The 26,342-nt window shown below is 40.9% G+C and carries 25 protein-coding genes; 9 read left to right on the top strand and 16 right to left on the bottom strand.

Annotated elements, in window-relative coordinates; all coding sequences use genetic code 11:
- Positions 1–107: 107 nt before the first annotated feature.
- The 3 genes from CRI9333_RS17360 (at position 108) to CRI9333_RS17350 (ending at position 2,903) form a co-directional block, all read left to right on the top strand.
- Positions 108–1,205, top strand: a complete 1,098-nt coding sequence (locus CRI9333_RS17360; RefSeq protein ID WP_015204483.1) for a M24 family metallopeptidase — start codon at positions 108–110, stop codon at positions 1,203–1,205.
- A gap of 229 nt (positions 1,206–1,434) precedes the next feature.
- Positions 1,435–2,505, top strand: a complete 1,071-nt coding sequence (gene galK, locus CRI9333_RS17355) for a galactokinase (RefSeq protein WP_015204482.1) — start codon at positions 1,435–1,437, stop codon at positions 2,503–2,505.
- A gap of 14 nt (positions 2,506–2,519) precedes the next feature.
- A complete protein-coding gene (locus CRI9333_RS17350; protein ID WP_015204481.1) occupies positions 2,520–2,903 on the top strand; it encodes a hypothetical protein in 384 nt (127 codons plus the stop codon).
- 103 nt (positions 2,904–3,006) lie between these two features.
- Here CRI9333_RS17350 and CRI9333_RS17345 read toward each other — a convergent pair whose 3' ends face one another.
- Positions 3,007–4,272, bottom strand: a complete 1,266-nt coding sequence (locus CRI9333_RS17345) for a TetR/AcrR family transcriptional regulator (protein WP_015204480.1) — start codon at positions 4,270–4,272, stop codon at positions 3,007–3,009.
- A gap of 183 nt (positions 4,273–4,455) precedes the next feature.
- Between CRI9333_RS17345 and CRI9333_RS17340 the strand changes: the two genes are divergently transcribed.
- On the top strand, positions 4,456–5,313 hold the full coding sequence (locus CRI9333_RS17340; protein WP_015204479.1) for an acyl-CoA desaturase: 858 nt from the start codon (positions 4,456–4,458) through the stop codon (positions 5,311–5,313).
- 419 nt (positions 5,314–5,732) lie between these two features.
- Here the strand turns inward: CRI9333_RS17340 and CRI9333_RS25080 are convergent, their stop codons facing one another.
- The 3 genes from CRI9333_RS25080 to CRI9333_RS17325 all read right to left on the bottom strand — a co-directional run bounded on the left by CRI9333_RS25080 (position 5,733) and on the right by CRI9333_RS17325 (position 7,746).
- Positions 5,733–6,125, bottom strand: a complete 393-nt coding sequence (locus CRI9333_RS25080; protein ID WP_015204478.1) for a peptidoglycan-binding domain-containing protein — start codon at positions 6,123–6,125, stop codon at positions 5,733–5,735.
- Positions 6,126–6,404: 279 nt separating this feature from the next.
- Positions 6,405–7,127, bottom strand: coding sequence for a molybdopterin-dependent oxidoreductase (locus CRI9333_RS17330; RefSeq protein WP_015204477.1), 723 nt, complete (start codon positions 7,125–7,127; stop codon positions 6,405–6,407).
- 10 nt (positions 7,128–7,137) lie between these two features.
- Entirely contained in the window at positions 7,138–7,746 is a 609-nt protein-coding gene (locus tag CRI9333_RS17325) for a cytochrome b/b6 domain-containing protein (RefSeq protein ID WP_015204476.1), read from the bottom strand.
- Positions 7,747–7,956: 210 nt separating this feature from the next.
- Between CRI9333_RS17325 and CRI9333_RS17320 the strand changes: the two genes are divergently transcribed.
- On the top strand, positions 7,957–8,556 hold the full coding sequence (locus CRI9333_RS17320) for a thioredoxin family protein (protein ID WP_015204475.1): 600 nt from the start codon (positions 7,957–7,959) through the stop codon (positions 8,554–8,556).
- 4 nt (positions 8,557–8,560) lie between these two features.
- A complete protein-coding gene (locus CRI9333_RS17315) occupies positions 8,561–9,256 on the top strand; it encodes a cytochrome c biogenesis CcdA family protein (RefSeq protein ID WP_015204474.1) in 696 nt (231 codons plus the stop codon).
- Positions 9,257–9,367: 111 nt separating this feature from the next.
- Here the strand turns inward: CRI9333_RS17315 and CRI9333_RS17310 are convergent, their stop codons facing one another.
- Positions 9,368–9,694 carry a hypothetical protein gene (locus CRI9333_RS17310; protein ID WP_015204473.1) on the bottom strand — a complete coding sequence of 109 codons (327 nt, stop codon included), beginning with the start codon at positions 9,692–9,694 and terminating at the stop codon, positions 9,368–9,370.
- A gap of 252 nt (positions 9,695–9,946) precedes the next feature.
- Here CRI9333_RS17310 and CRI9333_RS17305 point away from each other — a divergent pair, with 252 nt between their 5' ends.
- Both CRI9333_RS17305 and CRI9333_RS17300 read left to right on the top strand, forming a co-directional pair.
- On the top strand, positions 9,947–10,534 hold the full coding sequence (locus CRI9333_RS17305) for a sigma-70 family RNA polymerase sigma factor (RefSeq protein ID WP_041226772.1): 588 nt from the start codon (positions 9,947–9,949) through the stop codon (positions 10,532–10,534).
- A 7-nt stretch (positions 10,535–10,541) separates the two neighbouring features.
- Positions 10,542–11,279, top strand: a complete 738-nt coding sequence (locus tag CRI9333_RS17300) for an anti-sigma factor (protein ID WP_015204471.1) — start codon at positions 10,542–10,544, stop codon at positions 11,277–11,279.
- A 439-nt stretch (positions 11,280–11,718) separates the two neighbouring features.
- Here CRI9333_RS17300 and galE read toward each other — a convergent pair whose 3' ends face one another.
- The 6 genes from galE to CRI9333_RS17280 all read right to left on the bottom strand — a co-directional run bounded on the left by galE (position 11,719) and on the right by CRI9333_RS17280 (position 19,018).
- Entirely contained in the window at positions 11,719–12,708 is a 990-nt protein-coding gene (galE, locus tag CRI9333_RS17295; RefSeq protein ID WP_015204470.1) for a UDP-glucose 4-epimerase GalE, read from the bottom strand.
- Positions 12,709–12,762: 54 nt separating this feature from the next.
- On the bottom strand, positions 12,763–14,967 hold the full coding sequence (locus CRI9333_RS17290) for a family 1 glycosylhydrolase (protein ID WP_015204469.1): 2,205 nt from the start codon (positions 14,965–14,967) through the stop codon (positions 12,763–12,765).
- Positions 14,968–15,196: 229 nt separating this feature from the next.
- Positions 15,197–17,626: a UDP-galactopyranose mutase gene (gene glf / locus CRI9333_RS17285; protein WP_015204468.1), complete on the bottom strand. Its 2,430-nt coding sequence runs from the start codon at positions 17,624–17,626 to the stop codon at positions 15,197–15,199.
- Positions 17,627–18,243: 617 nt separating this feature from the next.
- Positions 18,244–18,387 (bottom strand): hypothetical protein, encoded by a 144-nt coding sequence (locus CRI9333_RS27405; RefSeq protein ID WP_198013578.1) that lies wholly within the window; start codon positions 18,385–18,387, stop codon positions 18,244–18,246.
- A 4-nt stretch (positions 18,388–18,391) separates the two neighbouring features.
- Complete coding sequence (petN, locus tag CRI9333_RS25850) at positions 18,392–18,481, bottom strand: cytochrome b6-f complex subunit PetN (protein ID WP_015204467.1); 90 nt, start codon at positions 18,479–18,481, stop codon at positions 18,392–18,394.
- A gap of 105 nt (positions 18,482–18,586) precedes the next feature.
- Entirely contained in the window at positions 18,587–19,018 is a 432-nt protein-coding gene (locus CRI9333_RS17280) for a DUF29 domain-containing protein (protein ID WP_015204466.1), read from the bottom strand.
- A 109-nt stretch (positions 19,019–19,127) separates the two neighbouring features.
- On the opposite strand from CRI9333_RS17280, the gene CRI9333_RS17275 reads away from it, so the two are divergent.
- Complete coding sequence (locus tag CRI9333_RS17275) at positions 19,128–19,586, top strand: hypothetical protein (protein WP_015204465.1); 459 nt, start codon at positions 19,128–19,130, stop codon at positions 19,584–19,586.
- Here CRI9333_RS17275 and CRI9333_RS17270 read toward each other — a convergent pair.
- The 5 genes from CRI9333_RS17270 to CRI9333_RS17250 form a co-directional block, all read right to left on the bottom strand.
- Complete coding sequence (locus CRI9333_RS17270) at positions 19,573–20,247, bottom strand: SDR family oxidoreductase (RefSeq protein ID WP_015204464.1); 675 nt, start codon at positions 20,245–20,247, stop codon at positions 19,573–19,575. The two genes, CRI9333_RS17275 and CRI9333_RS17270, sit on opposite strands and share 14 nt — an antisense overlap.
- A 119-nt stretch (positions 20,248–20,366) precedes the next feature.
- On the bottom strand, positions 20,367–20,984 hold the full coding sequence (locus CRI9333_RS17265; RefSeq protein WP_015204463.1) for a class I SAM-dependent methyltransferase: 618 nt from the start codon (positions 20,982–20,984) through the stop codon (positions 20,367–20,369).
- Positions 20,985–21,244: 260 nt separating this feature from the next.
- The gene (locus CRI9333_RS17260) at positions 21,245–23,173 is read right to left on the bottom strand and encodes a lipoxygenase family protein (protein WP_015204462.1); all 1,929 of its coding nucleotides are present in this window, start codon (positions 23,171–23,173) and stop codon (positions 21,245–21,247) included.
- Positions 23,174–23,335: 162 nt separating this feature from the next.
- Complete coding sequence (locus CRI9333_RS17255) at positions 23,336–25,681, bottom strand: hybrid sensor histidine kinase/response regulator (protein WP_015204461.1); 2,346 nt, start codon at positions 25,679–25,681, stop codon at positions 23,336–23,338.
- Between the two features lie 23 nt (positions 25,682–25,704).
- Positions 25,705–26,322, bottom strand: coding sequence for a hypothetical protein (locus CRI9333_RS17250; RefSeq protein WP_015204460.1), 618 nt, complete (start codon positions 26,320–26,322; stop codon positions 25,705–25,707).
- Positions 26,323–26,342: the final 20 nt, after the last annotated feature.

The following is a 26,342-nucleotide window of genomic DNA, read 5'->3' as shown; positions in this document are numbered from 1 at the left end:
AGGTATGATAAAAAAATATAAATTCAACCCGCCCTTACCAAAGGTAACTCGACAAACCTTTTTCCAATTACGGCAGCAGACCTATTATTTTTATCTAATTAACCGTTATGAAACCATTAAATGAAGAAGTTTCATTAAAACTCAACTTAATCCGCGACACACTGAGCGAAACTAATGCCAAAGGAATCCGCTTGCGTGGTACAGACTGGTTTGCATGGGCAACTGCTGGCGGTTCTAGTACAGTATTGCTGGCTGCGGAAACTGGAATAGCCGAAATATTAGTAACTTCCCAAGATGCTTGGGTATTAACTGATGAAATTGAAGCAACACGCTTATCAGATGAAGAACTAAGCGAAAATTTTCAGCTAAATGTCAACCCTTGGGCAGATGCGGCGGTGCGCGAATCTTTTGTGCGTGATGCGACTGAAGGGGGATTAATATTGAGCGATCGCCCCACCAAAAATGAGCGATCGCTACCACAATCACTATTAAATCATAAGCGCGTGCTGATGCCGACTGAACTTGAGCGTTATCGCCACATAGGGCGCAAAGCTAGTGAAGCTATGACTGAAGTACTTTCAAAAGCCCAGCCTAACTGGACAGAATACCAGTTAGCCGGAGCAGGTGCAGAAGCATTGTGGGCGCGAGGGTTGCATCCAACTCTTACCCTAGTAGCTGGCGAGAGGCGTTTACCGCTTTACCGTCATGCTACAGCGACAGGGGAAGAAATTGGACGGGAGGCGATGATGGTATTTTGTGCAAGGGGATATGGTTTATATGCTAATCTGACTCGATTTCTCTCATTTGGTGCGCTTTCACCCCAAAAGTCAGATTTGCACCGTCATGTTAGGGAAGTTGAAGCGGAAGTTTTAAATTTGTGCAAACCTAGTACACCTCTTAATAGTGTGTATGATGCTTTGGCTCAAGCATATCAGCAACATGGATATCCTAATGCCATCCGCGAACATCACCAAGGGGGAACTACAGGATATTTAGCTAGAGAAATTGTGGCAAATCCAGGTACTAGCGATGTATTAAGGGAAAATATGGCTGTTGCTTGGAATCCCAGTTTATCAGGAGCAAAAATAGAAGATACTTTTGTAATTCTTGAGGATGGAAAGCTGGAAAATCTAACTTTCGATCCGAATTGGCATAGTGTTGAGGTAGAAGGAAGGTTGCGCCCTATTCCTTTAGAGGTTGGTTAATGCTCTTTAGAGCTTTTGCATAAGATAGAATTTGGATTAATTAACCACAGATGAACACAGATAAACACAGATAAAATGAAGATGAAATTTACTTTTGCAAAGATTTTAAGATGTTAGCGTTACTACAGTATTTTGGAACAAAAAATCATGCTGTTGAGCGTGTGTATTTGGTAGTCACTCAATAGTATTGGCTGTGTCAACTTAAAGATTTTTATAACCATCAAAAATTATGAAAAACTTTCAAAAAATATTTGGTCAAGTACATGAAATAGAAGCCAGCGCACCAGGGCGAGTAAATTTACTCGGCGAACACACTGATTACAATGATGGCTTTGTATTGCCTACGGCGATTCCTCAACGTACTAGGGTGCAGCTAGGTTTGAGTACCGATGCACAGCATCACTTTTACTCAGCCGATTTAGATGAACAGGTAACTATTTTAGATAGCAACTATACACCGTCTGGATTTGCTAGTTATGTATTTGGGTGTGTGCGGCTTTTAGAAAAAGAAGGCTATACGATACCTTCTATAAATTTGCACGTAAGTTCATCTGTACCGATTGGTTCGGGTTTATCTAGTAGTGCGGCGCTAGAAGTTGCAACATTAAGGGGGTTGCGATCGCTCCTCGATCTACCTATTAATGATGTACATATTGCCGAAATCGCACAGCAAGCAGAAATTCATTATGCTGGCGTGCAATGCGGAATTATGGATCAGATGGCATCAAGTTTAGCTGATACTGAACATATTCTGTTTCTTGATACGCGATCGCTCTCTACTCAAGTTTTACCTCTTCCGACTGGTGCAGAAATTGTCGTAATAGATAGCGGTGTACCTCGTACCCTAGCAACAAGTGGATATAACGAGCGCCGATCTGAATGTGAACAAGCTGCACATTTACTACGGGTTAAGGCTTTGAGGGATATTACAGATCCCCAAGCTTTAAAAGATTTACCCGATCCGCTACGCCGTCGCGCTCGTCATGTGGTTACGGAAAATAATCGAGTGCTGGAAGTTATCCAGGGAGTATCAATTCAACGTTTTGGTGAGTTGATGAATGCTTCCCACGCCAGCTTGCGCGATGATTATGAAGTTTCTGTACCTGCATTGGATATTCTAGTAGCGATATTGCAAGAAACTTCAGGGGTATTTGGCGCACGGCTGACAGGTGCGGGGTTTGGGGGTGCAACTGTGGCTTTAGTGGAGGCGGGTAAGGGGAATGCAATCGCTGTGGATGTGTTGGAACGTTATAATAACTCCGGCAACTTAGGACGTATTCTAGTGCCATTAATTAGTTAAAAGAAAATCAACTCATGTCGCCTAATGTTGTCGTAGGAAACGCCCTCGCTGAAGGAGAAATGCGTAGGGGTTGGTTCATGGGTCACTTTCTGACTCCGGCTGATGATCCTCGTTCGCTCTCCCATCTAGAAATGAAATGGGCTGTCCACAAAGCAGGAGAAGGTAGACCAGAGTGGGCAACGAATACGGAAGCAACTACACTTTCTATCTTGATTAGTGGACGATTTAGGATACAATTCCCAGATCAAGAGGTCGTACTGAAGAGCGAAGGTGACTACGTTCTTTGGTTGCCAGGTGTTGCTCATTATTGGTGCGCGGAGATTGACTCTACTATTTTGACAATTAGGTGGCCTTCAATACCGGGGGATAGCATGAATTTGAAGAGCAAAGCCAATTAATAGCAAGTTTCCTGAAACTTATTGCAAAAATCAGTTATTACATCTGCGTTTATCTGCGTTCATCTGCGGTTAACTATCTAAAATTTAACGAAAACTACAATATCTATTCACCAGAAAGATCAATTTTAATCTCTGGGCGTTGATCTAATCGGATAGCTTGTTCTAATGCTGCCTTTTCTTGCACACGACGCAGATATGGTCGCAATTGTTCTAAATTATAGCCTGTCAGAATACTTAACCCTTCTAGATTCATTCCCCGCATCAACATCTCAATACGCCAAGTTTGCTGAGATTGTTCAATTTTTGGAGGATGCCCTGATGGTGTAATGATATCAGTCGTAATTTCTTGCCAACGTAAGCGTATCTCTATTTCTGATATCGGTTGCCCAGTCTCATTAATAAATAATGCTGGCTGCTCATCTTTGCGAGTTTTTAGCCATTGGGTGAGGGGATTTTTTGTGTAAGTGCCATAGCGATATCCCATAATCCATTGATTGAGAGGAACTTGTCGCCTTGCTTTTTCAGGTACTTGCAGTATATGTTGCTGATGATCGAAAATAGAGTGCGATCGCAACATACTAGCAATTTCTTCAACACTAACACCAGCGCCAAATAACACATAAACTAGAGCATAGTCTTGGGGATTAGACTTGCGAGCTTTTTGCAGAATTGTTCGCACCAACGGAGCAGGTAAATCTAGAACCTCTTCCTCTAGTACCATTAGATTGCGCTCAACCCTAGCTAGACTGATTGTTTGTTCTGCGGAGTTCAAATCAAGCAGTTTAGTAGAAACAAACAATTCTACTAAATCATTGATAAATGATTCTCGATTTTGCCAGAGTTCATGAAATTCTGTTGTAAATTCAGTTACGGCATAGCCTAATAACAATGTATTAAGCAAACTAGCCAACTTTGTCGCCGATAAACGCGATACCTGCTCACTAGATAAGGCTGCGGTTAAATATTGCACAGTGTAGTGATGAACTTGAGCAAGTCCACGCCCAATCGCTTGTCGGTTTTCTGTAGGATAGTGTCCCGCTTCTCCTACTAGACTTCGCACAAATTCAGGAATTTGCTCCAACGCTCGTAAATGAGCATCCGCATAAGCTTCCAGTGCTTGAGCCAAGCTATGAATTTGATCTGCCTGTTGCCCTAAAACTTCCCCAAGCTGAGTAAAAACTTCTGCTTCCTCCATCACCGCTAGAAGCAAGCCCTGCTTACTTCCAAATTGACGGAATAACGTGACTTCATTCACTTCAGCCAATTCAGCAATCTGCCGAGTTGTGGTTTCCGTCACCCCCTGAACAGCAAAAAGTTGAAGTGCTGATTGCACTAGGCGCTGTCGAGTAGATTTGTGTCGAGCGACCATAAAATAAATTTGCAAGTTTCACTTGCAGGTTATTTTAATAATTGTTAAGATAAAAGTAAGTAACACTTGCATCTTTAACTCCACTGTAGCGATCTTTTAGAGGTCAAGCAAGCTAGAGGGAGAAGCAAAAGCTAGTCCTGAATCAGGTCAACAGGATGCAAAACTCTTAAACTAGGAAAGTTTATGACTTCAAATTCAATGGGGACAATTCAATCGTCCTCAGAGCAACTAAAACTGAGTTGGGTAAATGTTGGCTTTTTTGGGACTATTCACGCTCTAGCACTGTTGGCTCCTTGGTTCTTTTCTTGGTCTGCCCTTGGTGTGATGATTGTTCTCCATTGGTTGTTTGGTAGCATTGGCATCTGCTTGGGATACCATCGCTTACTTACTCACCGTAGCTTACAAGTTCCTAAGTGGTTGGAGTATACCCTGGCTACGATTGGAGCATTAGCTCTACAGGGGGGGCCGACCTTTTGGGTCGCTGGACACCGCCAGCATCACTTGCATACAGAGGATAGAGATAAAGATCCTTATGCTGCTAGTCGGGGCTTCTGGTGGAGTCATATGTTATGGATTATGTATCCTCGCGCTGAGTTCTTTGAACGCGCTACATATAATAAGTATGCTCCCGATTTAGCTCGCGATCCTTACTACAAATGGTTAGACAGCAATTTCTTAGCCTTGCAAATTCCCGTTGCTGTGCTGCTATATCTTTTGGGCGGATGGTCGTTTGTGATTTATGGAACGTTTTTACGGGCTGTACTTTTATGGCACAGTACTTGGTTGATTAACTCAGCAAGTCACATGACAGGCGATCGCCGTTTTGAAGTTCCAGATGGTTCCCGCAATCTTTGGTGGACAGCTATACTTACTTATGGCGAAGGCTGGCACAACAACCACCATGCTTATCCCAATGTCGCAAAAGCTGGCTGGAAATGGTGGGAATTAGATATGACTTGGTGGGCTATTAAGGCGTTGGAGAGTCTTGGGTTAGCGAAGCGCATTGTTCTTCCACCCGCAGAAGTTATCGCTGATTTGTAAGCCTTTTCCTTTTCAAAATAATAGGACTATAGAATACAGCCTTCCTTAAAAAGGGGGGCTGTATTTATGCACACTGAAACACAATTTAAAGGAAAGCTACGATCAGGTATTTGTTAACCTGATCGAAAGTGCGATCGCACTCATTGGCAGAATAGTATATTGTTTTGTTTAAGTCCCGTTAAATGAAAAAAAAGTTCCCAAAAAGATTCTTTGTCTGAAGTCAGGAAAGTTTGGGTAGATAATGGTAGTGAAGAATAATAAATATCGAAAGTTATTATAAAAAACCTGCCAAGTTTATTGTTTCAACAGGGCAGGTTTTATTATCTACTATTAGGGTTTAACACTGTGTCTGATACTGACTAATTTTGCAGGGCAATGCTATTGTGTTAAACCTTTAATATTTTCAGCGCCTCCTTGGTTCAGATCATGGCATTTCGAGTTGTAGGCCCAACAATTCCAGTAGGAGAAATTTTTCGAGAATTCTGGAAATTTATAACGGCTGCACGTGTCTCCTGGTCAAAAACTCCATTAATAGATCCATTGTAAAATCCTTTCCGTCTTAAAAACTTCTGAACAGATCTAACTTGTTCTCCTGTGCTACCAGTTCTGAGAATGGCGCTGCTTTGGTTCATAGCGCCTCCTTGGTTCATAGTGCTTTCTTGTCTCATAGCATCTCCTTGGTTCATAGCGTCACTTTGAGCAACAATGACACTATTCTCTTCAGTTTGGGAGTGTAAATTGGTACTGGAGTAGGCAGGGAGAGGGGCGATTAAGGTAAGACCAGAGAGTAAAAACAGTACTTTCCAATTCATATTTTTATTCCAATTTCCTAGATATTGTATGAGCGAGAAGAGTTGAGTCACTATCAAGTATCTCTATCTTCGTCTGGGTTCCTTTGTTATACGGACTAGCCTTGATTTTGGATTGCTGTTATAAAAAAATCTTCCGGTTTCCTTCTGATTTTAAAAGCAAAAAAACTCACCAAAATAGGGTCGCAATGCTCGTTTATTAGCGTTAATTTATCCAAATTAAAAGCTAATTTGTATTACCATTAATTAAAATTATTCACATAAATTTTGAACTTATAAAGTCTATAATCCTGCAAACCACTCGTAGCCCTGATCTTCCCAATATCCTTTCGATGGCATCAGATTACTAACTAAAGTTATTTGAGTTACCCACTTACTTTGCTTGTAACCTAATTTAATTGGAGAAGCTAATCGCAGAGGCGCACCATTGTCAATAGATAAAGGCTGCCCATTTTTTTGATAAGCCATCAAAGTTTGAGGATGCAACGTCGAAGCTATATCCCAACTAGAATAGTAGCCATCGGCTGATTTAAAATAGGCATAGCGAACATTTGCTTTCGGTTGAGCAAGAGACACAAGATCTCGTAACCTTATACCACCCCATTCCACAATAGCTGCCCAACCTTCAACGCAAACATGGCGAATAATCATTGAAGTTAGAGGCATTCGCTGAATATCTGCCATACTCAGACTAATAGGATTATTCACATCACCGTCAATAGTCAAACGAAACTTCTCTGAATCTATCTTCGGAGTTTCGTCAAATGTATTAATGAGTAAAGCATCTGGCTCGATAGCACTCTTAGGAAACTCAGGTACAGGCTTTTGAGGATTTAATAATAAAGCTTCTACACTCTGATTGAGAGGTTCAAAAGTTTTACCTACAGCTTCATCAAACAAACTTGAACCACAAGCGTTTAATAATAAACCAAGACTGGAAATTCCAGACAACTGAAGAAAACGGCGACGTGGTAAGTAACGCTTTGGGACTTGAATCAAGTTCATAATTATACCTCTATAAAAAAATAGATTTAATTAAACGTGAACCACCTACTTTTAAACTAAGTAAGGAATGAATTACCGCAAAAATTATTACAGTTGGCACAAAAATAAAGTGAACTACTCTTAATGCTTGCCAACTACCAAAAAAATCAACAATCCAGTGTAACTGAGCAGGCTTATACATTCCCAAACCACTCAGTAAGGGTAATAGTAAAATCGGAATAATCGCAGTGTAAGCTAATTTGTGCCAAGCATAAGTTTTGCGTTTTATGTTCTGACTTTTTTGGATAGCAGATATGTCACTGCTACTGAGAAAGCGATGTTTCCAGCGACGAGTAATGAAAATGTATGTACCGTAGAACAGTAAATTAATAGCAAATAACCACATAGCCGCAAAGTGCCAGTGTCTACCTCCAGCGAGCCAACCCCCCAACAAGAAGATAGATGGAAATTGCCAACCAGCGCGTCCCCCAAAAACCGGGTTAGAGTTATAAATCTGTAGTCCACTACTAATCATCAAGCTAAGGCTGATCAAGTTAATCCAGTGGAATATTTTGGCAAAGATAGCTTGACTAGATTTAGGTCGAGACTTAGGGCGTTGAGAAGAAACAGATGAATCCATAACTGATAAATAGGTAAATTTAGCGGTTAGCTACAAAAACTTTATGCTGTCAAGGCTAAAGCTAGTCGAAAAAAATATTATGGTGATAATTTGGGCTTGTCTAATATACGATTTCAACCTTTGTTTGGATTGTATTTAGATCTGAGACGGCGATCAGAAACATCCAATCTCTGTAATTGTTCGTAGATTGATTAGATATCTACGAAACTAATGAAATTAAACGAAAATCTTTTACAACGCCGCCAATTCATTTCATATTTTGGGCTAGGAATTGGCACAGTAGCACTTAGTCTGGGTTTCAAAAAAGCAACTACTCCAACTTCTGCTTTTACTGCTGATGCTGTCCCTAACTCTACCTCTATTGCTGCCTCACCAACTAAGGAATATTTACCAGAATTTCAAGGTCTTAGCCAATGGCTGAATTCTACTCCACTTAAAGTAACTGACCTCAAAAATCAAGTTGTATTAGTGCAATTTTGGGCGTTTGCTTGTATCAACTGCCAACGCACCCTACCATATATAACTCGTTGGCATCGGCAGTATGCGGCTCAGGGACTTAAGGTGATTGGGATACATACCCCAGAATTTCCCTTTGAGCGGGATGTGAATAATGTTAAAAAAGCTCTGAAGCGACACAAAATTACCTATCCAGTCGCTTTGGATAATGAGTATAAAACTTGGAATGCCTACCATAACAATTACTGGCCGCATCTATTTTTAGCAGACCGCCAGGGATTTTTGCGTTATGACCACATTGGGGAAGGAGCTTATCAGGAAACCGAACAATTAATTAAAAAACTATTAGGGTAGGTCAATGGCTACTTCTACATTGCTATCAGCAGGTTTGTCAGTAAGTGCAGGATTATTGACAGTTGTATCACCATGTGTATTACCTATATTACCCGCAGTCGTGGGGCGATCGCTCACTTCTCATCGCTATGGCCCCTTAGCTTTAGTCGCCGGACTAATTAGCGGTTTTGCTACTATCGGTAGCTTGATTGGTGTAACAGCAAGCTGGTTTGTGGGACTAGCTAGTTTACTAAGGAATAGTGCGATCGCACTGCTTCTATTAGCTGGTTTAAACGCAATTTTTCCACAATTGAGCGATCGCATATTCAGCTATCTACGTTTGGGCAGTTGGTTAAAAGAACCAAAAAAAGTTGGATTAGCCGGAGAATTTTGGCTAGGAACACAACTTGGTCTGCTGTGGACTCCCTGCGCTGGTTCAGTGCTTGGCAGTATTCTGATCCTTGCTGCGGTCAAGCATGATACAGCCACAGCCTTTTTGATGCTAGTGTTCTATGGTTTGGGTGCAGGGATACCATTACTAGCTTTAGCTTACGGGGGGCGTTATTTCAGCCGACATTTGTGGAAATTACGCTCCAAAACTGCCGTTATACACAAAATTGGTGGTGTAATTGTGGTGGTTAGTGCGATCGCAATTCTTCTAGGCTGGGATGTAGAAATACAGCTTTGGTTAGCCCCGATTTTTCCCGCCCTGCCACTTTAAAATAACTAATAAAACTTACGCAAAGCCCCCCTTTTTAAGGGGGGTTGGGGGGATCAACACAGACTGAAACACGGTATAACTAATCTTGCATAAGTCCTGTTATCAAAGAGCTTAAGGCTTGGTTGTAGACTCATTCTTCATCGCGTCACCAGACTTATCTTTACTCATCGCATCACCTGGTTTATTCATCGCGTCACCAGACTTATCTTTACTCATCGCATCACCTGGTTTATTCATCGCGTCACCAGATTTATCCTTACTCATTGCATCACCTGGTTGACTCATCGCGTCACCAGACTTATCCTTACTCATGGCATCAGAGGCAGCAGGGTTACTATTGGGACTAACTTGATTATTACTAGAAGCAGGAGAAGAACAGGAATTCAAACCAGCACTGAGGGTCAGACTAGCGATTAAAACAAGCACTTTCCAATTCATATCATTAACCCTTTGAATATATTTAGTAAATGAGAGCAAGTAACACCATCTCATGGCTATTGCCTCATGGTTGCTACTCTAGTACTACGAACTCGCGCTGGTTTTGGATTTACAAATATTTAATAAAAAAACCAATTAGCTCTTTCAACCGTATTTAAAGTAATGAGATGCAGTTATACAAAATACTGGTGCATCTTGACTGAAATAAATTTATAAACTTGACTGATGCTTAGTGCTTATTATTCAAAACTTATGGATATTGACTCTACGAGCAGTCCAACTGAAAAGGTACTCCCAACAGATGCAGAAGTATTTCGCGCCTTAAAAGCTGGTCAATCTGATGCTATAGGTATTCTTTACGATCGCTATGCCAGCCTTGTTTATAGATTATCACTCAAAATTTTGGCGAATTACCAAGAAGCAGAAGACTTAACCCAAGAAATTTTTCTCACTCTCTGGCGTAGCAATACTTACAATCCCGCCCGTGGTTCTCTCAGTAGCTATTTAACAACTCTAACTCGCTCAAGAGCAATTGATAAGATTCGTTCTCGTGGCACAAAGCTGAAATTCCTTCAGCGTTGGGGGCAAATGATGAAAACTGAAACAGCCTCTAATACACCATTTGAAGCAGCATCTTTAAGCCAACGTTCTCACCAGGTTCATTCTGCCCTTGCCCAACTTCCAGCTAATCATCGTCAGGTATTAGAGATGGCTTACTACGACGGTCTTAGCCAATCAGAAATTGCTAAAAAGTTAGATATACCCTTGGGAACCATCAAAACTTGGTCGCGCCAAGGCTTACTAAATCTCAGAAAGAACCTACAAGATTTTATTGAATAATTATATTATGACTGATCCACTTCTTCCTGAACGTTATACAGAATTAATGGCAGGGTATGCCCTCGGCAACCTTAGCTCCCAAGAAGCTGAGGAATTTAACCAACTGCTAAAAGAACATCCTGAATTCAACACAGAAATAGATAGTTTACAGGAAGTGTTAGCACTGATGCCCTACACTTTACCTGAAGTAGAACCGCCGCCACACATCAAGGAAGCTATTCTGCAAACTGTCCATAGTGAAATGCAAAGGAAGCCAACTCAAAAGCGGTTTTCTTTACCTTGGAGTCAGATAGCTGGTGCGATCGCTGCAACTTTTATTATTACTTTAGGTTGGGATAACTATCATCTCAAGCAACAAATGAGTATTCTAGAGGTGGAGGCAGCACGGCAAAAAGATGTGATTGCCATGCTCAAAAATCCCGATACTCATTTAGTTGCTCTCAAAGGTATGGATAGGGCAGAGAAAGCGGGAGGAAGTGTTGTGATGACTCCAGGTGAACCCAAATCTGTTTTAATCCTACAGAATCTTCCGGTTTTACCTCAAGGTCAGTTTTATCAACTTTGGGCTGTAGTTAATGGTGAAAAAATTCCTTCGGGGCGGTTTAATGCAAGTTCACGAGGAACTGTTTTGGTCAAACTTTCCACTCCCCCTGCACAGTCTGTACAAGGGTTAGTCGTTACTGTAGAAGTGTCACCCGCGCCCCATAGTCCATCTGGCCCTATGGTTATGACCAGTAACCTTTAATTAAGGCTTCTTTATAAAATATACAGCCGTTCCGGCTGTTATGAGGTACAGTAACAGCATTTAGAAAACCAATTTCTTAAATGTTTAGAATTCATTAAATTGAGTGCAACTGCAATTACTTTATCAACCATTTGTGTTGTACTTGGAGCAAACCTGCGTAGAAAAGATTTCAGTTGTGACCACCATAATTCATAGGGCTTCGCCCCGCCGAAGGCGTACAGGTTAAAGTCGGGAGAATATGGCGATAAGCACAGAACTTTCGCACCTATTGCCTCAATCATCGGGACAATTGAAGCTATGAGTATGAGCGGGTAAATTATCAATCTTATCCTGAAAGTTCAGTAGATCGCATCGCCTACCAAAGTGCGATGAAGGTGGCGGGACACGATCAAGATCCGGCGCTCAACTGGGGCGAAACGCGAGACGCATTTTGACTCATCTATTGATGGCGTTTTTGATGCCATTGCCACGCATGAGTTATGATTTCATTTACGTCGGGATATTTCGGGTTCCAGCCTATAATTTTTCTAGCTTTGTCACTACTACCAACTAAGATTGGTGGATCGCCTGGTCTACGATCGCTCTCTACTATTTTGATTTCTTTACCCGTTACTTGCTTGGCTGTTTCAATCACTTCTCTTACTGAGAAACCGTTACCATTTCCTAAGTTAAAAACTTGACTTTCTCCACCTTTTAGTAAATAATCTAAACCTAAAACATGAGCTTGTGCTAAGTCGGCAACGTGAATATAGTCGCGAACACAAGTACCGTCTTTAGTAGAATAATCTGTACCAAAAATTGAGACAGAATCTCGCTTACCTAAAGCTGTTAAAAGTACTAATGGAATTAAGTGAGTTTCTGGGCTATGATCTTCACCAAGTAAGCCATTAGGATCTGCTCCGGCAGCATTAAAATAACGGAAACGAACTGATTTTAAGTTATAGGCAACATCAAAATCAGAAAGCATTTGTTCTACCATCAGCTTACTGGTTGCATAAGGGCTGATGGGATTGAAGGGATGATCTTCAGGAATGGGAACTATTTTAGGTTCACCATAGAGAGCGCAAGTGGAAGAAAATATAAATTTGTTAATAGAAGCGTTTAACATTGCTTCTAAAAGTGTCAGTGTGCCGATGACATTGTTGCGGTAATATTTAGCTGGCTCAACAACCGACTCGCCTACAGCGATATAAGCCGCAAAGTGCATGACTGCTGCAATATTGTGAGTGGCAAATAATTGATCTAATAAAGCGCGATCGCTTGTATCACCGACAATTAATTTAACTTTCAATACCTGTTCTACAAGCTCTCGATGCCCATAAGAAAGGTTATCTAAAACGATTACTTCATATCCAGCTTGTTGCAGTGCTAAAACGGCATGGGAGCCAATATATCCTGCGCCCCCAGTTACAAGAATTGTTTGCGACACTTTGATTACCTTTTTTTACTTAATTAAAACGTTAGTATTCAGCAAGTTGAATGCTTAAATTGGAACTTCGCAATCCTTCAAGTATCGAGCGATCGCATCATCAAGGGTAGAAAGTAAAACACCTCGTTCGCTACCGAGTACACTATAGCTGGGGCGAGGTGCAGCGAAACCAAAGTCTTGCAAGGGACGTGCTTCAATATGATTGGCATTCACACCTGCTTGCTTTGCTGCTAGGCGTGCTAATTCAGCCCAAGTGATTTCACTTTGGTTTGCTAGATGCCAAACACCAAATTCCCGATCTATTAACAAATCTAAGCTAGTATTCACTAGATCTGGTACATAAGTAGGGGAAACGATCGCATCTGCTGCTGCTACAAAGGTATTTCCAGCAGATAACTCACGTAGTGCGATCGTCACAAAGTTATATTCATCCCAAGGGCCAAAAAAAGCACTGGTACGAATAACTAGGGAAGTTGGTAAAGATTCTAAAACTCGCGTTTCTGCGATCGCTTTACTACGACCATACACATTCAAGGGTGCAATGGCACTACTTTCAACATAAGGGGTATTGTCTGCACCATCGAACACCAGATCTGATGAGAAAGTCAGCAGCACAACTCCTAAATTAGCGCAAGCAACAGCCAAGTTTGCCGCACCTTCAGCATTAGAACGTAAGCAAGCATCAGCTTCGCGCTCTGCGTCATCTACACGCACGTATCCCGCCGCGTTGACAACTGCCCAAGGCTTCAGTTCAATTAACGCTCTATTAATAGATGCAGGATTTGTAATATCCATTTCCTGGCGTGTTAACAGGCGGTAAGGAATGCCGCGAATTTCGCATACTCTGGCAAAAGCTCTGCCTAATGTCCCTGTTGCCCCAGCAATTACCAAAGGACGCACGTCCGAGGGAGAGATAGTAGCAATATCTCCTTGTTCTGCATTTAGAGAACAACTAAATGGTGGATACAGCAGCCTTTCAGGTCTGCGCCACCAGCCTGGTATTTCCAGCAAAGGATGATCTGGTTTTCTACCACCAGCTAAATCCTTGAGCATTTGAGCTAATGCTGTTGGGCGCGGGTGTGAGCCACGCAAGTCAAATACTCCTGGTTCGTAATGACCAGCATCACGAGTTACTAAACTATTCCAGTCGTATGCACCCAGTAAAGACCAAGCAGTAATAGCACGAATATCAACGCTTTCTTGTCGCAAACTTTGGGCTGCTTCCCAAACTTCTTTTAACCAACGCAATTGTTCTTCACGGCTACAGCCCAGGTGTACCTCAGTAACAGCAATTGGCAGTTGGTAGCGTTCCCATACTTCTTGCAGTAGTTTACGAGGTCCTGCTGCACCTTCAGCGCAAACCCTTACCGCTTCTACATCTGCGTATTGGTGCTTGCCATTTCCACCATGCAAGTGTGGCGGGTAGTGTTCTAAACGGTCATCAAGGAAGCGATCGCTTGTTAGATAATGGTTAATCCCCATGATATTTGGTGGACAAGGATTATCTAAAAACCACTTAAGTTCACTTTCATCTACACCTACAAATCTACAGAGATATTCCCACAGAAAATGCTCTTGGTTAACTCTGCCACATAATAAATCAAAGGTTAACCAGCGCCTTTCATTTTCAAATTCAGCTTGATAGGCAAGTAGTGGTGTGCTGAAAATCTTACCTAAATCATCAGTTTGCACCAGTTGAGCATCGGGATTAATTTCCCGAATCGCCCGCATCGCCAGCGCCACGCCACGACACTGCGTTAGTAACGTCCGCGCCCAAGTGAGAGCATCGCGACCATGAGGATACCAATGACCGTACATCCCACTAAAACGTGCTGTAGTTAGTGGTTCATTTACAGGGGTGTAATGAGTTACCCAAGGATAACGTTCCGCAACTGCACGGGCATAAACAGCAAGTTTTTCAGGGAATTGTGGATCGATTAAGCTGGTATCTTGAGTCCCACTACCATGATGAACTAAACCAACAATTGGGCAGATATTTAGAGAACGCAAACGTGCTAGACGTTCATCTGCCCATGACCAATCAGCCGTTTCTAAACCGTTGGGTGCGGTGCGTTCCCACACCACAGGGTAACGAATGGCACGTATACCTAATTCTGCAAATAAATCTAGGTCGGAAATACGGGTTGCATGACCGTTGCGTTCTGTTTGGTCAAAATAGCGATCGCCCACGCGATTAACTGTACACTCTAATCCAGCCCACACTTCCAATGGTGGGATGTTGAGTTGCTCTAAACTCATATAATATTCCTCCTACAGAGATTGCCGCTTTTAGAATTTACGCAGGTTTAATAAAGCTACAAATCAAGAGACTTATTGCAAAAATTACAATTTTTTTTATCGCAGATGTGAGCAGATAGACGCAGATTACGCAGATGTATATTTGAGTTTCTGGCTAGGAAGAGATTATCTGCTCCAAAATAATGGAGCAAGATAAATCTCAAAACTCTTGCCTATTACCAACAAGTCTTTATCGCATACCTGCTGATTTTTGCTTGGCGCTGATTGAGTTGTAAACAGTCAACGCTTGAGCCACGACTTGATCCATGTTGTAGTATTTGTAAGTCGCCAAGCGTCCTACAAAATGCACGCCTGGTGTGTTATCAGCCAACTCTTTGTATTTTTTATAGAGTTCGGCATTTTCTGGACGTGGTACAGGATAGTAAGGATCACCTTCAGCACGGGGGAACTCATAAACAATGCTAGTTTTATTGTGTTCCTGTCCTGTCAAGTATTTAAACTCTGTGATGCGAGTATATAGTTGTTCGTTGGGATAATTAACTACAGGTGCTGCCTGAAACACAGACTGGTTGTGTGTCTCATGCTTGAACTCCAAGGAACGGTATGGCAGTTTGCCGTAACGATTATCAAAGAATTCATCTACAGGGCCACTATAGATAATTTCACGACAAGGAATCCCTTTTTGGATTTCCCGATAATCTGTGTTCAACATAACTTTGATGTTCGGGTGAGATAACATATTCTCGAACATCCGTGTAAATCCATGCAGTGGCATTGCCTGGTATGTATCGGTAAAATAGCGATCGTCGCGGTTAGTACGAGTAGGGATACGGGCAATTACTGATTTATCCAGTTCTGATGGGTCAAGTCCCCATTGTTTGCGGGTGTAGTTGCGGAAAAATTTCTCGTAGAGTTCCCGTCCTACTTTACTCACTACTACATCTTCTGAGGTGCGGATGTATTCTTGAGGTTCTGCTACCGACCGGAAAAAATCTTCCACTTGGAACGAGGTAAGATTCATTCCATACAATTTGTTGATGGTGTCGAGGTTAATAGGAATTGGAACCAATTGACCATCAACGCTAGCAAGTACACGATGTTCGTAAGAACGCCATTCGGTAAACTGTGAAAGATACTCGAAGACTTCCCTTGAGTTGGTATGGAAGATGTGGGGACCGTATTTATGGACAAGTACACCAGAATTATCGTAGTGGTCATAAGCGTTCCCTGCAATGTGACTACGCTTATCTACAACCAATACTTTTTTGCCAGATTGTCTTGCTAGGCGGTCTGCTAAGACACTACCAGAAAAGCCTGCGCCGACAATTAAATAGTCGAATAAAAACTCTCTAGTAACAGTGCCAGGTGCTTGTGTACCTGCTGCTTGCCCTGCCTTGCCATTAGTAGAATTTTTGGCAGCCATTGCTGAGTCAATTAGCTGTAGCATAGATGTCCAAGTGCGATCCCAAGAAGTTTGTTCTAGGAAGGCATCAACTCGATTCAGCCATTCTGACTCTTTGGTATCTTGTTGCATTGCTACTTCAGCCGCAGCAACAAACTCCTCAACGGTATCTGCAATATGTACAAGTTTTTCTTGTCCGTAAGGACGAACTACATCTCTAATTGAGGTAGAAACTACAGGTTTACCTGCTGACAAGTATTCTGGAGTTTTTGTAGGACTAATAAAGCGGGTTGACTCGTTACGCGCAAACGGTAGCATTGCCAAATCCCACCCTGCTAGATAGGAAGGCAATTCTGGATAATTTTTACCGCCGAGATAATGGATATTTTCCCGTTGTGGTAAGCTTACTGGGTCAATTTTAACAACTGGCCCAATTATCACTAGATGCCAATCGGGGCGTGATTGGGCAATACCGTCAATTAGTTCAAGATCCATCCGTTCATCTATTACGCCATAGAATCCTAAACGTGGATGGGGAATATTTGCTTGGTCTTCTGGATCAGAGGTAATGTTTCTGGCAGCAGCAAAGTGTGGCACATCTACGCTGCTGGGAAAAGCATAAACGTTGGGGTGCTGATTGCGCTTGGCTTCGTAAAGGCTTTGTCCACCTGTATATACTAAGTCAGCACGACGGAAGAGTTCTGCTTCATATTCTTTGAGTGCTGGTGATGCACCTTTAAACGCGGACAACTCATCCATGCAATCGTAGACAACTGCTAGTGGATTGAGGTGTTGCGTAAAAGACATCGCCATTGGCGTGTAGTACCAGCAGATGTACTGAGCGATGTTGTGTTCTGCAAATAAGGCATCAAGTAGTACTTTTTGAGCGGATGCGATCGCATCTCCACTCAACCCCTCTTGCAAGTAAGGTACTACAACCCAAACTCCGCTCTTATGCTGAGTAACGTCTAGCCGTCCTACTGCATCTGTGGTAAACATTGGTTCTTCGATAAAAAAGACCCGCCTTCCTTGAGTGCAGCGTGTTAAAAGATGTTGCGGTCTTTGGAATACAAAGTTCCAACGCAAGTGGGATAAGCACACTAAATCAGGCGTTTCTGTAGCGACTTTTAAATTAGTAGTATTATTTTTTGATGAAATCTTATCTAATTTAGATGTCTGCATTGATGTTTGTCGCATCTGCTGTGACATAACGTTGCTGCTACCATTGTTTTTTATTTCAATTTCTTTTTGAGTCATAGTCTGTACTTTTTTGATATTTTTTTTGAAATTTTTAGCACTTCTTGACCTTAATGATGACAAGAAATAAGCTTATAGATAGCTATTGGGTTGGCAATTACAGTAACTTTATTTATAAGTAACAGTGCCATTACATTAGCACACAAATTACTGATATGCTTGCCACTTCCTTGCTTTCTCTAGCTTTTGCTATACCGGATTGTTAATTACTCCCGTAGAATATGGGAATTAAATTGATTTTGGCTTCTATCATTAGAGCTAATTCACTTATTTCTCAAGATAGAGCATTAATTACATAAATATGTTATCTATAATACATTATTTATAATTCCAAAGACTGATCATTAAGAAGTCATGATTAATCATTGAGAATATTTGATGCTTCGGTATAACCAAACTCTTGCATTTGGCATATTTTGAGTTGAATTCTAATTACCTTTGACTCAAAATAGTACAATCAATAACGAAAATGAAAATAAATATGATATTAAGTATGCTTATTAATATCAAAAGAATTAATTATTTGCCAGCAAGTTTGGCAAAAAAAAGTTGAGACTAACAGCTTGTTTAGATCTGTTAGTCTCAACTTGAGATATTAGGTTAATCGGTTTATATACCTAGCGGCGAGAGCGTCGATCGCGATCTTGGCGACGGCGATCGCGCCATTCTGCGAATGTCAAATATATGATGCCGCCAGAAACCGCCACCAGCAACCCCAGGGCAGCTAAAACGAGAACACTTAAAATGGGAGTTTCCGCCATCTTTCTAAAAACCGTTACGACCCCAAATTACCATTGCAATTGACCAAGTGAACAGCACTAGCAGTGAAACCCAACCCAGCGTCAAAATATCCATAGCAGTATGTAAACAGAAATGGTACTAAATAGCTCCAGCGCCTATAATAATTCAATTTGAGGTGTATATCTCGCTGTTGTTAAGAACAATACAGTCTGAATTAACTCAATCCGGTAAGTATTCAGCGTCTAAAGCTTGGTCTAATGTGTAGGGAGAAAATGTTGGGAATGTTTCGTATGGCAAATTGGTTTCCTGCACTGCCAAGTCAATGCCATCTGCATAACCAACTTGCAATGCTTCTTCCAGGTACGATTGTAAACTAGGACTTTCTTCAAGTAAATCTATTATCCTGCGCCGTTGCTCTCGAATCGTTGCTACCCAGCTATTACTACGGCGTTGTGGTTGAAATTGCCATTTGAGGAGATGCCCTAGCAATAATCCGAGACGGTTTCTTAATTCTTTACGCTCCTGTCTACCCAAAGTTTGAATTTCCTCAATTAAATTAGCTAAGTCTATTTGCTCCCAGTTGTGTTTTTGCAGCAATATAGCTTGTTCTTGTGTCCAAGCATAGAAATCTTGGTCGTATAGGGTACTCATAAATTTTCTTCCTGGTTAAATGAAATAGTGTCCTATACCTATATATGATGATCAAAACTGAGTAATAATATTTTCGGTAACAATCGGGCTATAGATACGAGAGATAATAGTGAACGGGTCTTCCCAATTTAATCCCACCGAAAGACTAGAATCTATTAAGGCAGGCATTTTAGCTGGTATTGTTGTTGCCTTGGTTTATGCGATCGCAACTCTAGCTAATAGTTTACTGTTAGCAGAGGTATTTGAGGCGCTTGTAGGTTTACAGAGCAAAGCTGATGTTAACTTATTGGTGAGTGGTGCGATCGCCTCTCTAAGCGGTTGTCTATTTGGCATCACCTACCGTTATATAATTCGATCAGACACTAACTCTCATCTTAATGATGGTGCCGTACTAGCGTTTGGGCTAGTGCGAGGATTAGCACAGGTAGATGTAGGATTAAAATTTCCAGATGCCGTGTGGTCATTCGGCATCTTGGGAATAGAGAGTATTTTACTATTTGCGATCGCGCGTTTTACCCTTGACTTAGCTATGCAGTTAGGTTGGATAAAACCATTTACGTCAAGCTAAATACTTCAAAATCTGGCTGACCATACATCATATTGCGGTCTATCGCTGATAGTGTTTTATTATTTGCCTTTTCTGATATACACTCACACACTAAATGCGCTACATCGGCACGGTGAATAGTTCCTGCAACATTCGGATCTTCTGTCAAAATACCATTACCCGTTGCAGGTTCAGACTTTAATCCACCTGGGCGAATAATAGTATAGGTAAGACCACTAGCAATTAAATGCTTTTCTGCTTGGTCTTTTTCGGCTAAAACAGGCGCGAGTGCTTGCATAGCTTGGGGTGGAATAGCATTGGCACTGTTACCAGTACCGATTGATGTAATCAGGATAAACTTTTTAACATTAGCTTTGACAGCAGCATCAATTAAATTCTTATTACCCAAAAAATCAGATCTTTGACCATCTTGCGGTAAGCCACCAATTGTGCTAATTACTGTATCAATAGGTTCATCGCCTAGCATTGCTTGTTCCACATCTGCGACATTCAAGGCATCACCCATCACTACTTTAATCCCCATCGCCTCTAAATCTGCGCGAGTTGTTTCTGTTCGCAACATTGCTTTAACTCGGCGGTTTTGTTCCATCAGGCGAAAAGCGATTTGCTGACCAACTCCGCGACTAGCACCAGCTAGAAAAATATAAGGTTCATTTGTCATGTTTTAGTTCCTCAATGGCTAATTAATAGACATCTGATAAATGAAAGATGCGTTACATAAAATCTATGTAGAGACTTACCATGCAACGTCTCTACATTCCCATGAGCGGAGATGTATAATCAAATTTTAGTGTTACGAGCTACTATAACTAGCCAAGATTGGGCTTCACAAGGCAAACCAGGTGGGCGATAGTAGTGATGGATAATTTCAAAGCCAGCTTGTTCTACACAAGGCGCTAAAGTTTCATATTCCCAAGCAGCAACATAACGATAGCCAGTTGAACGGGCGCTAAAACCTTCGTTGTTTCCACGTACCATAGACATAATCAGTGCGCCGTTGGCAACAAGCGCAGCCCTCAAATCCTGCAACACTCTCACCATATCCTTACGGGGAACATGAATTAGTGAGGCATTAGCAAAAATACCATCAAAGGTTTGTGGTGGGAGGTTCAATTGCAGAAACGACTGCTGCCACACCTCACATCCTGATAATTGTTGCGCCATTTCTACAAACGCGGGTGTAGCATCTAAACCGATAACTGTATGTCCCTGACTTTTGAAAGCAACTAAATCTCGTCCAGGGCCACAACCAATATCCAAAATCTTACCTGGATTTCTTGGCATAGCAGCAACCAAAGCATCACGATTTTGAGAAACATCATGATCCCAAGTACCTACGCGGAAAGATTCGGCTGTTGCTTGGTACTCTGCTATTGTCAGTTGTTCGTGTTGCTCCACAGTTTTGTTAACCTCAGTAGCAGATAGATGTGTTTATCAGGTTAACTCAACTTGTTGTTTGGCTAACAACTACATAACCTTGCTCAATATATGAATTGAACTTTTGCGGGTATTAAAAAAAAAGGGTGGCGTTGGAAAAGCCACCGAACTAGGCTTAAAAATAAACATCAACTGATAGAAAAACGAATCAAACAAGCTGACTTTAGTTGTGTTTATTTCCGTCCATCTGCTTAACGTAGCCCACAATATCTGCGATCGCACTAAATGCTAATACTGTTGAGTATTAGAGAAGGTTTTAGGTAAAGATAAGGAACTACTCGCTTTTTATTATTGGCATCAATTTCTTGTTCTACCATATTCAGATTTTGCTGGAACTGCCTGACGATGGCAATAATTGCTTGATTATTGTCATCTTTAAAAACATCCTCAAATTTGTCGTTATAAAGTTGTTGAAAGGCTTTTTCATAGTAGCCCAATCGGTCGTACTGATAGGCTGACAAAACAAAGAGACTTTGCAGTTGATCGGCAGTTCTCTTGTAGGGAGGCAGCAACTTAAGAATTTGTTCTTCTGTAATTTGGTCTTCTGGAATTTCTACTGTGGTAGTTTGTACTGCTCTCTTTTGCAATACTGTATTTTGGTCTAATGTAGCTTTGTCTGCTGTAATTTCTACTGCTTTAGTTTGCTCTGCTGTAGTTTGCTCTGCTGTAGTTTGCACTGCTACAGATGGGGTTGCTGTAGGTTGGTCTTGAGGCTTGTGACTTTGCTTAGGAATATCACGGTAAGCTGCTAAGGGCATATTAGCGGCAAAAGTCATATATCCATCCTGAGCGTAGTTTACTGCTGAATGCTGGGGACCACAGATAAAGATGATTGTAGTAACGATTTCAATCAGTTCTTGAACAGTAGTAAAACTTGTTGGCATTCCCTTGACTTTGCCACCATTAGTTTGAGCGGATTGATCGGACAATTCTTTAGCCCATGCTTGCAATTCAGTGTCTCCAGTGATGTCTTCAGGAGTTGGGTAAAAATGATTAACATAGTCAGATACAAAAGTGTGAATAGCTTTCCAAACAAGCATCCCATCATCTCGGTAAGGATAGTGAGGTAGTCTTTCCGTATTATCCATTCCCCGATTCTTAATCTCGGTTGGAAAGGCAAATTCCTTTATATTCCATCCTTCATAAGCATCCTTAACTAGCTCCATTGACTCTGGTAAAGTACCAGCCAGCAACTCATCAACAGGACCACCTGGATTTATTAACCTTTGCTGTCCAAGATGATTATTGGTCAACATGAATAGGAAGTGTGGTCTGAGTAGAAGGCTGAGAGGATGATTTTCAGCCAATTGGTGAGCAGTTCCAATTGCGATCGGTTCCATTACAAAATGTGTCCGACATAAGTGGGAACTCATCTCATGGTGATTTCCATCTGCTATTTGAACGCAAAGTTTTGCAAATAGCCAATCGAGTGGATTCTGCTCAAAGGGAGTATATACCTTGCTATTTGTCGGAGTATATACCTTGCTATTCTTGCTGGCATCTAGTTGGATAGCGATTGGCACCAGCTTACCGCGATCGCTGATCCCAGTGCGCTGCCACCAAAAGAAAGCTAGCGGTTTTGGTAAATATTTCCGACCTTTTTCATAAGTACCACCCTGAACCATAGAAGGACCACGATAATATTCATCAGTGCCTGTATAGTCAGTAATATAGATGTTCCCAGCCGCTAATTCTTTGCGGACATCGAACAATGGTTCAAAGTCGTCTTTAAAACTAGGAATCTGCTCTAAGACTTGCGATCGAGGGTCATCTTCATCCAGCAGGCGAATCACGAATGGATTTGCTCCTGAGAGGCGTTGTTCAGCGAAGGAATTATTTGTTTGATAAACTTTTGCGACTTCAGGCAACGGCAACAGTGTAAATAAATCTTCATAGTCCTTTATATCATCTAGAGGATCTAGAAAAGATCTAGCTTTTGCTGCCAGCATATTTGGAACCAGTTCAGAGGTTGCTACTACCCGTTCCGCAATATATTGAGCCGAGAAATTCTCGAATGCGGGTATTTTTTTCAGTAATACCAAAGGTGGTAGATACTTATAGTCGTACTCATAAGCCTGTTGCTGATCGCTCAAGTCATTATTGCGCTTCTCTGGATTGGGTTCGTTTTGGGGAAGATAAGGTTGTGGCATAGTTTGAGAATTTAGAAAATTTTGATCGAGCTATATAGCTAATAAAAAGCTGATGAGGTTCTTCAAAAGCTAATTGTGTTATTAAAGCACAAGTGGCTACTTAATGGTGTAATTTAGCTCTTTTGTAGCTGGGATGATCGGCACAGTTGATTGAAATCAACATTAAACATTCAATACATCATGCAGTGTAGTTAATAACTCATTCGCGATATAAGGCTTAGACAAAAATGTTTTAACATTAATACTTTCAAAATCCTCTATTTTAAACTGAGAAATTAACCCACTTACAGCAATAATTTTGACGTTAGGATTAATTCTTTTCAAAGTTCTGATAGTAGTTAAGCCATCCATGTATGGCATCATCATATCAATTAATACTAAGCTAATCTCATCTTTGTGTTGTGCATACAAAGCTAAAGCTTCAATGCCATCACTTGCAGTTAATACTCGATAAGAATACTTTTGCAAAGCTATTTCTGTGATTTCACGAATTGGGGCTTCGTCATCAACTACCAGAATTAATTCTCCGTTGCCTTGAGGCAGTTGTAAATTTTCTAACTGCTCAATCACATTTTCTTGAACGGCTGGTAAATATACCTTAAATTCAGTACCTTCAGCTACTTTACTAGATACCTTGACAAAACCCCCATGACTTTTAACAATTCCAATAACTGTTGATAAACCTAAGCCAGTTCCTTGACCAAGTTCTTTGGTGGTGAAAAATGGTTCAAAAATCCGATCTAATATTTCATTTTTAATACCAATTCCGGTATCCGAGACAGTAATAGCAATATAATGACCAACTTTAGCCTCAATATTCATCCGAGCATAATTTTCATCGAGATAAATATTTTGAGCGCCAATACTTAATTTTCCACCATTAGGCATGGCATCGCGAGCATTTACACAAAGATTTACTAATACTTGGTGTAATTGTGTAGCATCTCCAGAAACACTCCACAAATCTGAAATGATATCAGTGTGTAATTCGATATATTTAGGGAATGTTTCTTTGACAATTTGTTTAATTTCTGAAATTAAGTGTCGAACTTGTATAAGTTTGCGCTCGCCTTCACAACCTCTAGCAAAAGACAGCACTTGTTTTACTAGCGCCGCCCCACGTTTAACGTTAGCTTCTAAAATATCTAACCACTCTTGACTCTGCTCATCTTCCAGCTTGAGTTGCAATAATTGGACTGACATTAAAATAGGTGTTAGCACATTATTTAAATCGTGGGCAATACCCCCAGCTAAAGTCCCCAAACTTTCCATCCGTTGAGTGCGGAGAAATTGAGTTTGTAGTTGTTTTTTCTCGGTAATATCAGTATTAACAGTAAGTATATACTTAGGATTTCCTCTTTCATCCCGTACCAGCGTCCAATTGCTGTCAACAATAATATCTCTACCATCTTTAGCCGATAAATACAATTCACCCTGCCACTCACCTTCTTGGAGTACAGTTTGATTAGCATTTTCTACTTGATCTATGACTGTTTTATATAAAAGCTGATTAGAATTTTTTCCGACAGCTTCCTCGGCTTTCCAACCATATAATTTTTCAGCAGCTTTATTACAAAATAAAATTTCCTTCTTTAAATCTTGGACGACAATAGCATCTCTAATAATATTTAATAATGCAGCTTGCTCTTGTAATTGTGCTTGCGTATTTTTAGATTCAGTAATGTCATACCAAGCACCAACAATTTCCTGCACACTTCCATCTGGGTTTCGTACCAGTTTCATTTCATCTCGTATCCACCGATAGCTACCATCTTCCTGCAAAAAGCGGTATTCAAGTAAATGATAACCCTGTACAAATAAACAAGGTAACTCAGCCAAAATATGGGGTACATCTGCTGAGTGAATATAACTATCAGAAAACTTAGGTTTTTGTAAGAAGTGTTGAGCAGGATACCCAAGTTGAGCCATGACGTTGTTGCTTACAAAGGTAGTACAATAATCGCCATCAGGTTGACAAGTATAAATAACTGCTGGACTAGATGTTAGTAAATGTTGCAGACGCGCATGAGTTGATCGCCAAGTTAATTCGGCTCTTTCTATTGACTCAATTTGGTGTTGTAACTCGGCTTCGCGCATCACTTTTTCAGTGACATCTTCAATAATTGTAAGTGTACCGATTACTTGGTGATCTTCTATTAAAGGTGCAATTCTAGCACTTTGTAACATATTTGTTAAAGTGCTATAGCTAGAATTTGGAGGTGTTGCCAATAAATACCCATGTAAAGATTGGGATAAAATGGCTACTTGTCCATTTAATGCTTGATCGTAAAAGCGATCTAATTGACGTGCAACTAATTCTGGATAAACTAAGAGCAAATTTCGCCCAATCATTTCCCTAGCACTGTATCCAGTACGCATTTCTAGCCAATGATTCCAGCTATAAATATTTAAGTTGGCATCGGTGGTAAAAATTCCTTGCCATGCTAGTTCATTCCACCACTTAACAAGGGCGTTATTCAATGCTATATTATGATTTAATTTGCTCATAATCTAAATTATAAGTTATTACTTTATATTTCCATATCTGCCCAAGTATTAATTGCTCGAATCAAACAATTAAGAGAGCCAACGCCTAGTACAATCACCAGATAACCACTTACGGGGCTATCTTGCAGCCTAAATGCTGTGCCAATAACTAAACCATAGTGTAAGCCCTGATTTCCTATAATTAGAGAATTTAGTAGCCCATATAATACCTCTAAATGTAAACGTGGTACTGCAAAAGAAACTTGCATTTCTAGCAAATTGCCAAACATTCCTAGACAGCCGTTTAACAAAATATTTCCGACTTCTAGCAATACTTCAGAAGCGGTGATGTCTAGGTTATCTGTTTGGGCTTCACGATTAGCTGTTAACAAATTTGTCAGTTTAGCCGCACTTTGATAATCTAATAGTAACAGCGCATCACCGGAGACGGAACCTGTAAAAATCTGATGAATGGTGGCAACTTCCCCTGGAAAAAAGTTGGAGAATTCGTTAGCTAATCCTGTCAGGGGATGTATAGATACTTTAGGAACTTCTAGTATGACACGCTCACCGACTAAATCTGATAAAGATGAGGCAGTACGTGCAAAAGCAATATTAATAAATTCTGTCAAAGCATCTTGTTGTTGCTCGGTTATTAACATAATTTGCTTGAAGAAAGTGA

The sequence above is a fragment of the Crinalium epipsammum PCC 9333 genome (genome assembly GCF_000317495.1).
In the GTDB taxonomy this organism is placed as follows: domain Bacteria; phylum Cyanobacteriota; class Cyanobacteriia; order Cyanobacteriales; family PCC-9333; genus Crinalium; species Crinalium epipsammum.
The sequence above is the reverse complement of the archived record's forward strand: the minus strand, read 5'-3'. Positions and strand labels throughout refer to the sequence as shown.

Excerpts from the sequence above, each read along its gene's own strand:
- CRI9333_RS17360 (WP_015204483.1), top strand. The coding sequence starts at position 108 with ATGAAACCATTAAATGAAGAAGTTTCATTAAAACTCAACTTAATCCGC.
- galK (WP_015204482.1), top strand. The coding sequence starts at position 1,435 with ATGAAAAACTTTCAAAAAATATTTGGTCAAGTACATGAAATAGAAGCC.
- CRI9333_RS17350 (WP_015204481.1), top strand. The coding sequence starts at position 2,520 with ATGTCGCCTAATGTTGTCGTAGGAAACGCCCTCGCTGAAGGAGAAATG.
- CRI9333_RS17345 (WP_015204480.1), bottom strand. The coding sequence starts at position 4,272 with ATGGTCGCTCGACACAAATCTACTCGACAGCGCCTAGTGCAATCAGCA.
- CRI9333_RS17340 (WP_015204479.1), top strand. The coding sequence starts at position 4,456 with ATGACTTCAAATTCAATGGGGACAATTCAATCGTCCTCAGAGCAACTA.
- CRI9333_RS25080 (WP_015204478.1), bottom strand. The coding sequence starts at position 6,125 with ATGAATTGGAAAGTACTGTTTTTACTCTCTGGTCTTACCTTAATCGCC.
- CRI9333_RS17330 (WP_015204477.1), bottom strand. The coding sequence starts at position 7,127 with ATGAACTTGATTCAAGTCCCAAAGCGTTACTTACCACGTCGCCGTTTT.
- CRI9333_RS17325 (WP_015204476.1), bottom strand. The coding sequence starts at position 7,746 with ATGGATTCATCTGTTTCTTCTCAACGCCCTAAGTCTCGACCTAAATCT.
- CRI9333_RS17320 (WP_015204475.1), top strand. The coding sequence starts at position 7,957 with ATGAAATTAAACGAAAATCTTTTACAACGCCGCCAATTCATTTCATAT.
- CRI9333_RS17315 (WP_015204474.1), top strand. The coding sequence starts at position 8,561 with ATGGCTACTTCTACATTGCTATCAGCAGGTTTGTCAGTAAGTGCAGGA.
- CRI9333_RS17310 (WP_015204473.1), bottom strand. The coding sequence starts at position 9,694 with ATGAATTGGAAAGTGCTTGTTTTAATCGCTAGTCTGACCCTCAGTGCT.
- CRI9333_RS17305 (WP_041226772.1), top strand. The coding sequence starts at position 9,947 with ATGGATATTGACTCTACGAGCAGTCCAACTGAAAAGGTACTCCCAACA.
- CRI9333_RS17300 (WP_015204471.1), top strand. The coding sequence starts at position 10,542 with ATGACTGATCCACTTCTTCCTGAACGTTATACAGAATTAATGGCAGGG.
- CRI9333_RS17290 (WP_015204469.1), bottom strand. The coding sequence starts at position 14,967 with ATGAGTTTAGAGCAACTCAACATCCCACCATTGGAAGTGTGGGCTGGA.
- glf (WP_015204468.1), bottom strand. The coding sequence starts at position 17,626 with ATGACTCAAAAAGAAATTGAAATAAAAAACAATGGTAGCAGCAACGTT.
- CRI9333_RS27405 (WP_198013578.1), bottom strand. The coding sequence starts at position 18,387 with ATGGCGGAAACTCCCATTTTAAGTGTTCTCGTTTTAGCTGCCCTGGGG.
- petN (WP_015204467.1), bottom strand. The coding sequence starts at position 18,481 with ATGGATATTTTGACGCTGGGTTGGGTTTCACTGCTAGTGCTGTTCACT.
- CRI9333_RS17280 (WP_015204466.1), bottom strand. The coding sequence starts at position 19,018 with ATGAGTACCCTATACGACCAAGATTTCTATGCTTGGACACAAGAACAA.
- CRI9333_RS17270 (WP_015204464.1), bottom strand. The coding sequence starts at position 20,247 with ATGACAAATGAACCTTATATTTTTCTAGCTGGTGCTAGTCGCGGAGTT.
- CRI9333_RS17260 (WP_015204462.1), bottom strand. The coding sequence starts at position 23,173 with ATGCCACAACCTTATCTTCCCCAAAACGAACCCAATCCAGAGAAGCGC.
- CRI9333_RS17255 (WP_015204461.1), bottom strand. The coding sequence starts at position 25,681 with ATGAGCAAATTAAATCATAATATAGCATTGAATAACGCCCTTGTTAAG.
- CRI9333_RS17250 (WP_015204460.1), bottom strand. The coding sequence starts at position 26,322 with ATGTTAATAACCGAGCAACAACAAGATGCTTTGACAGAATTTATTAAT.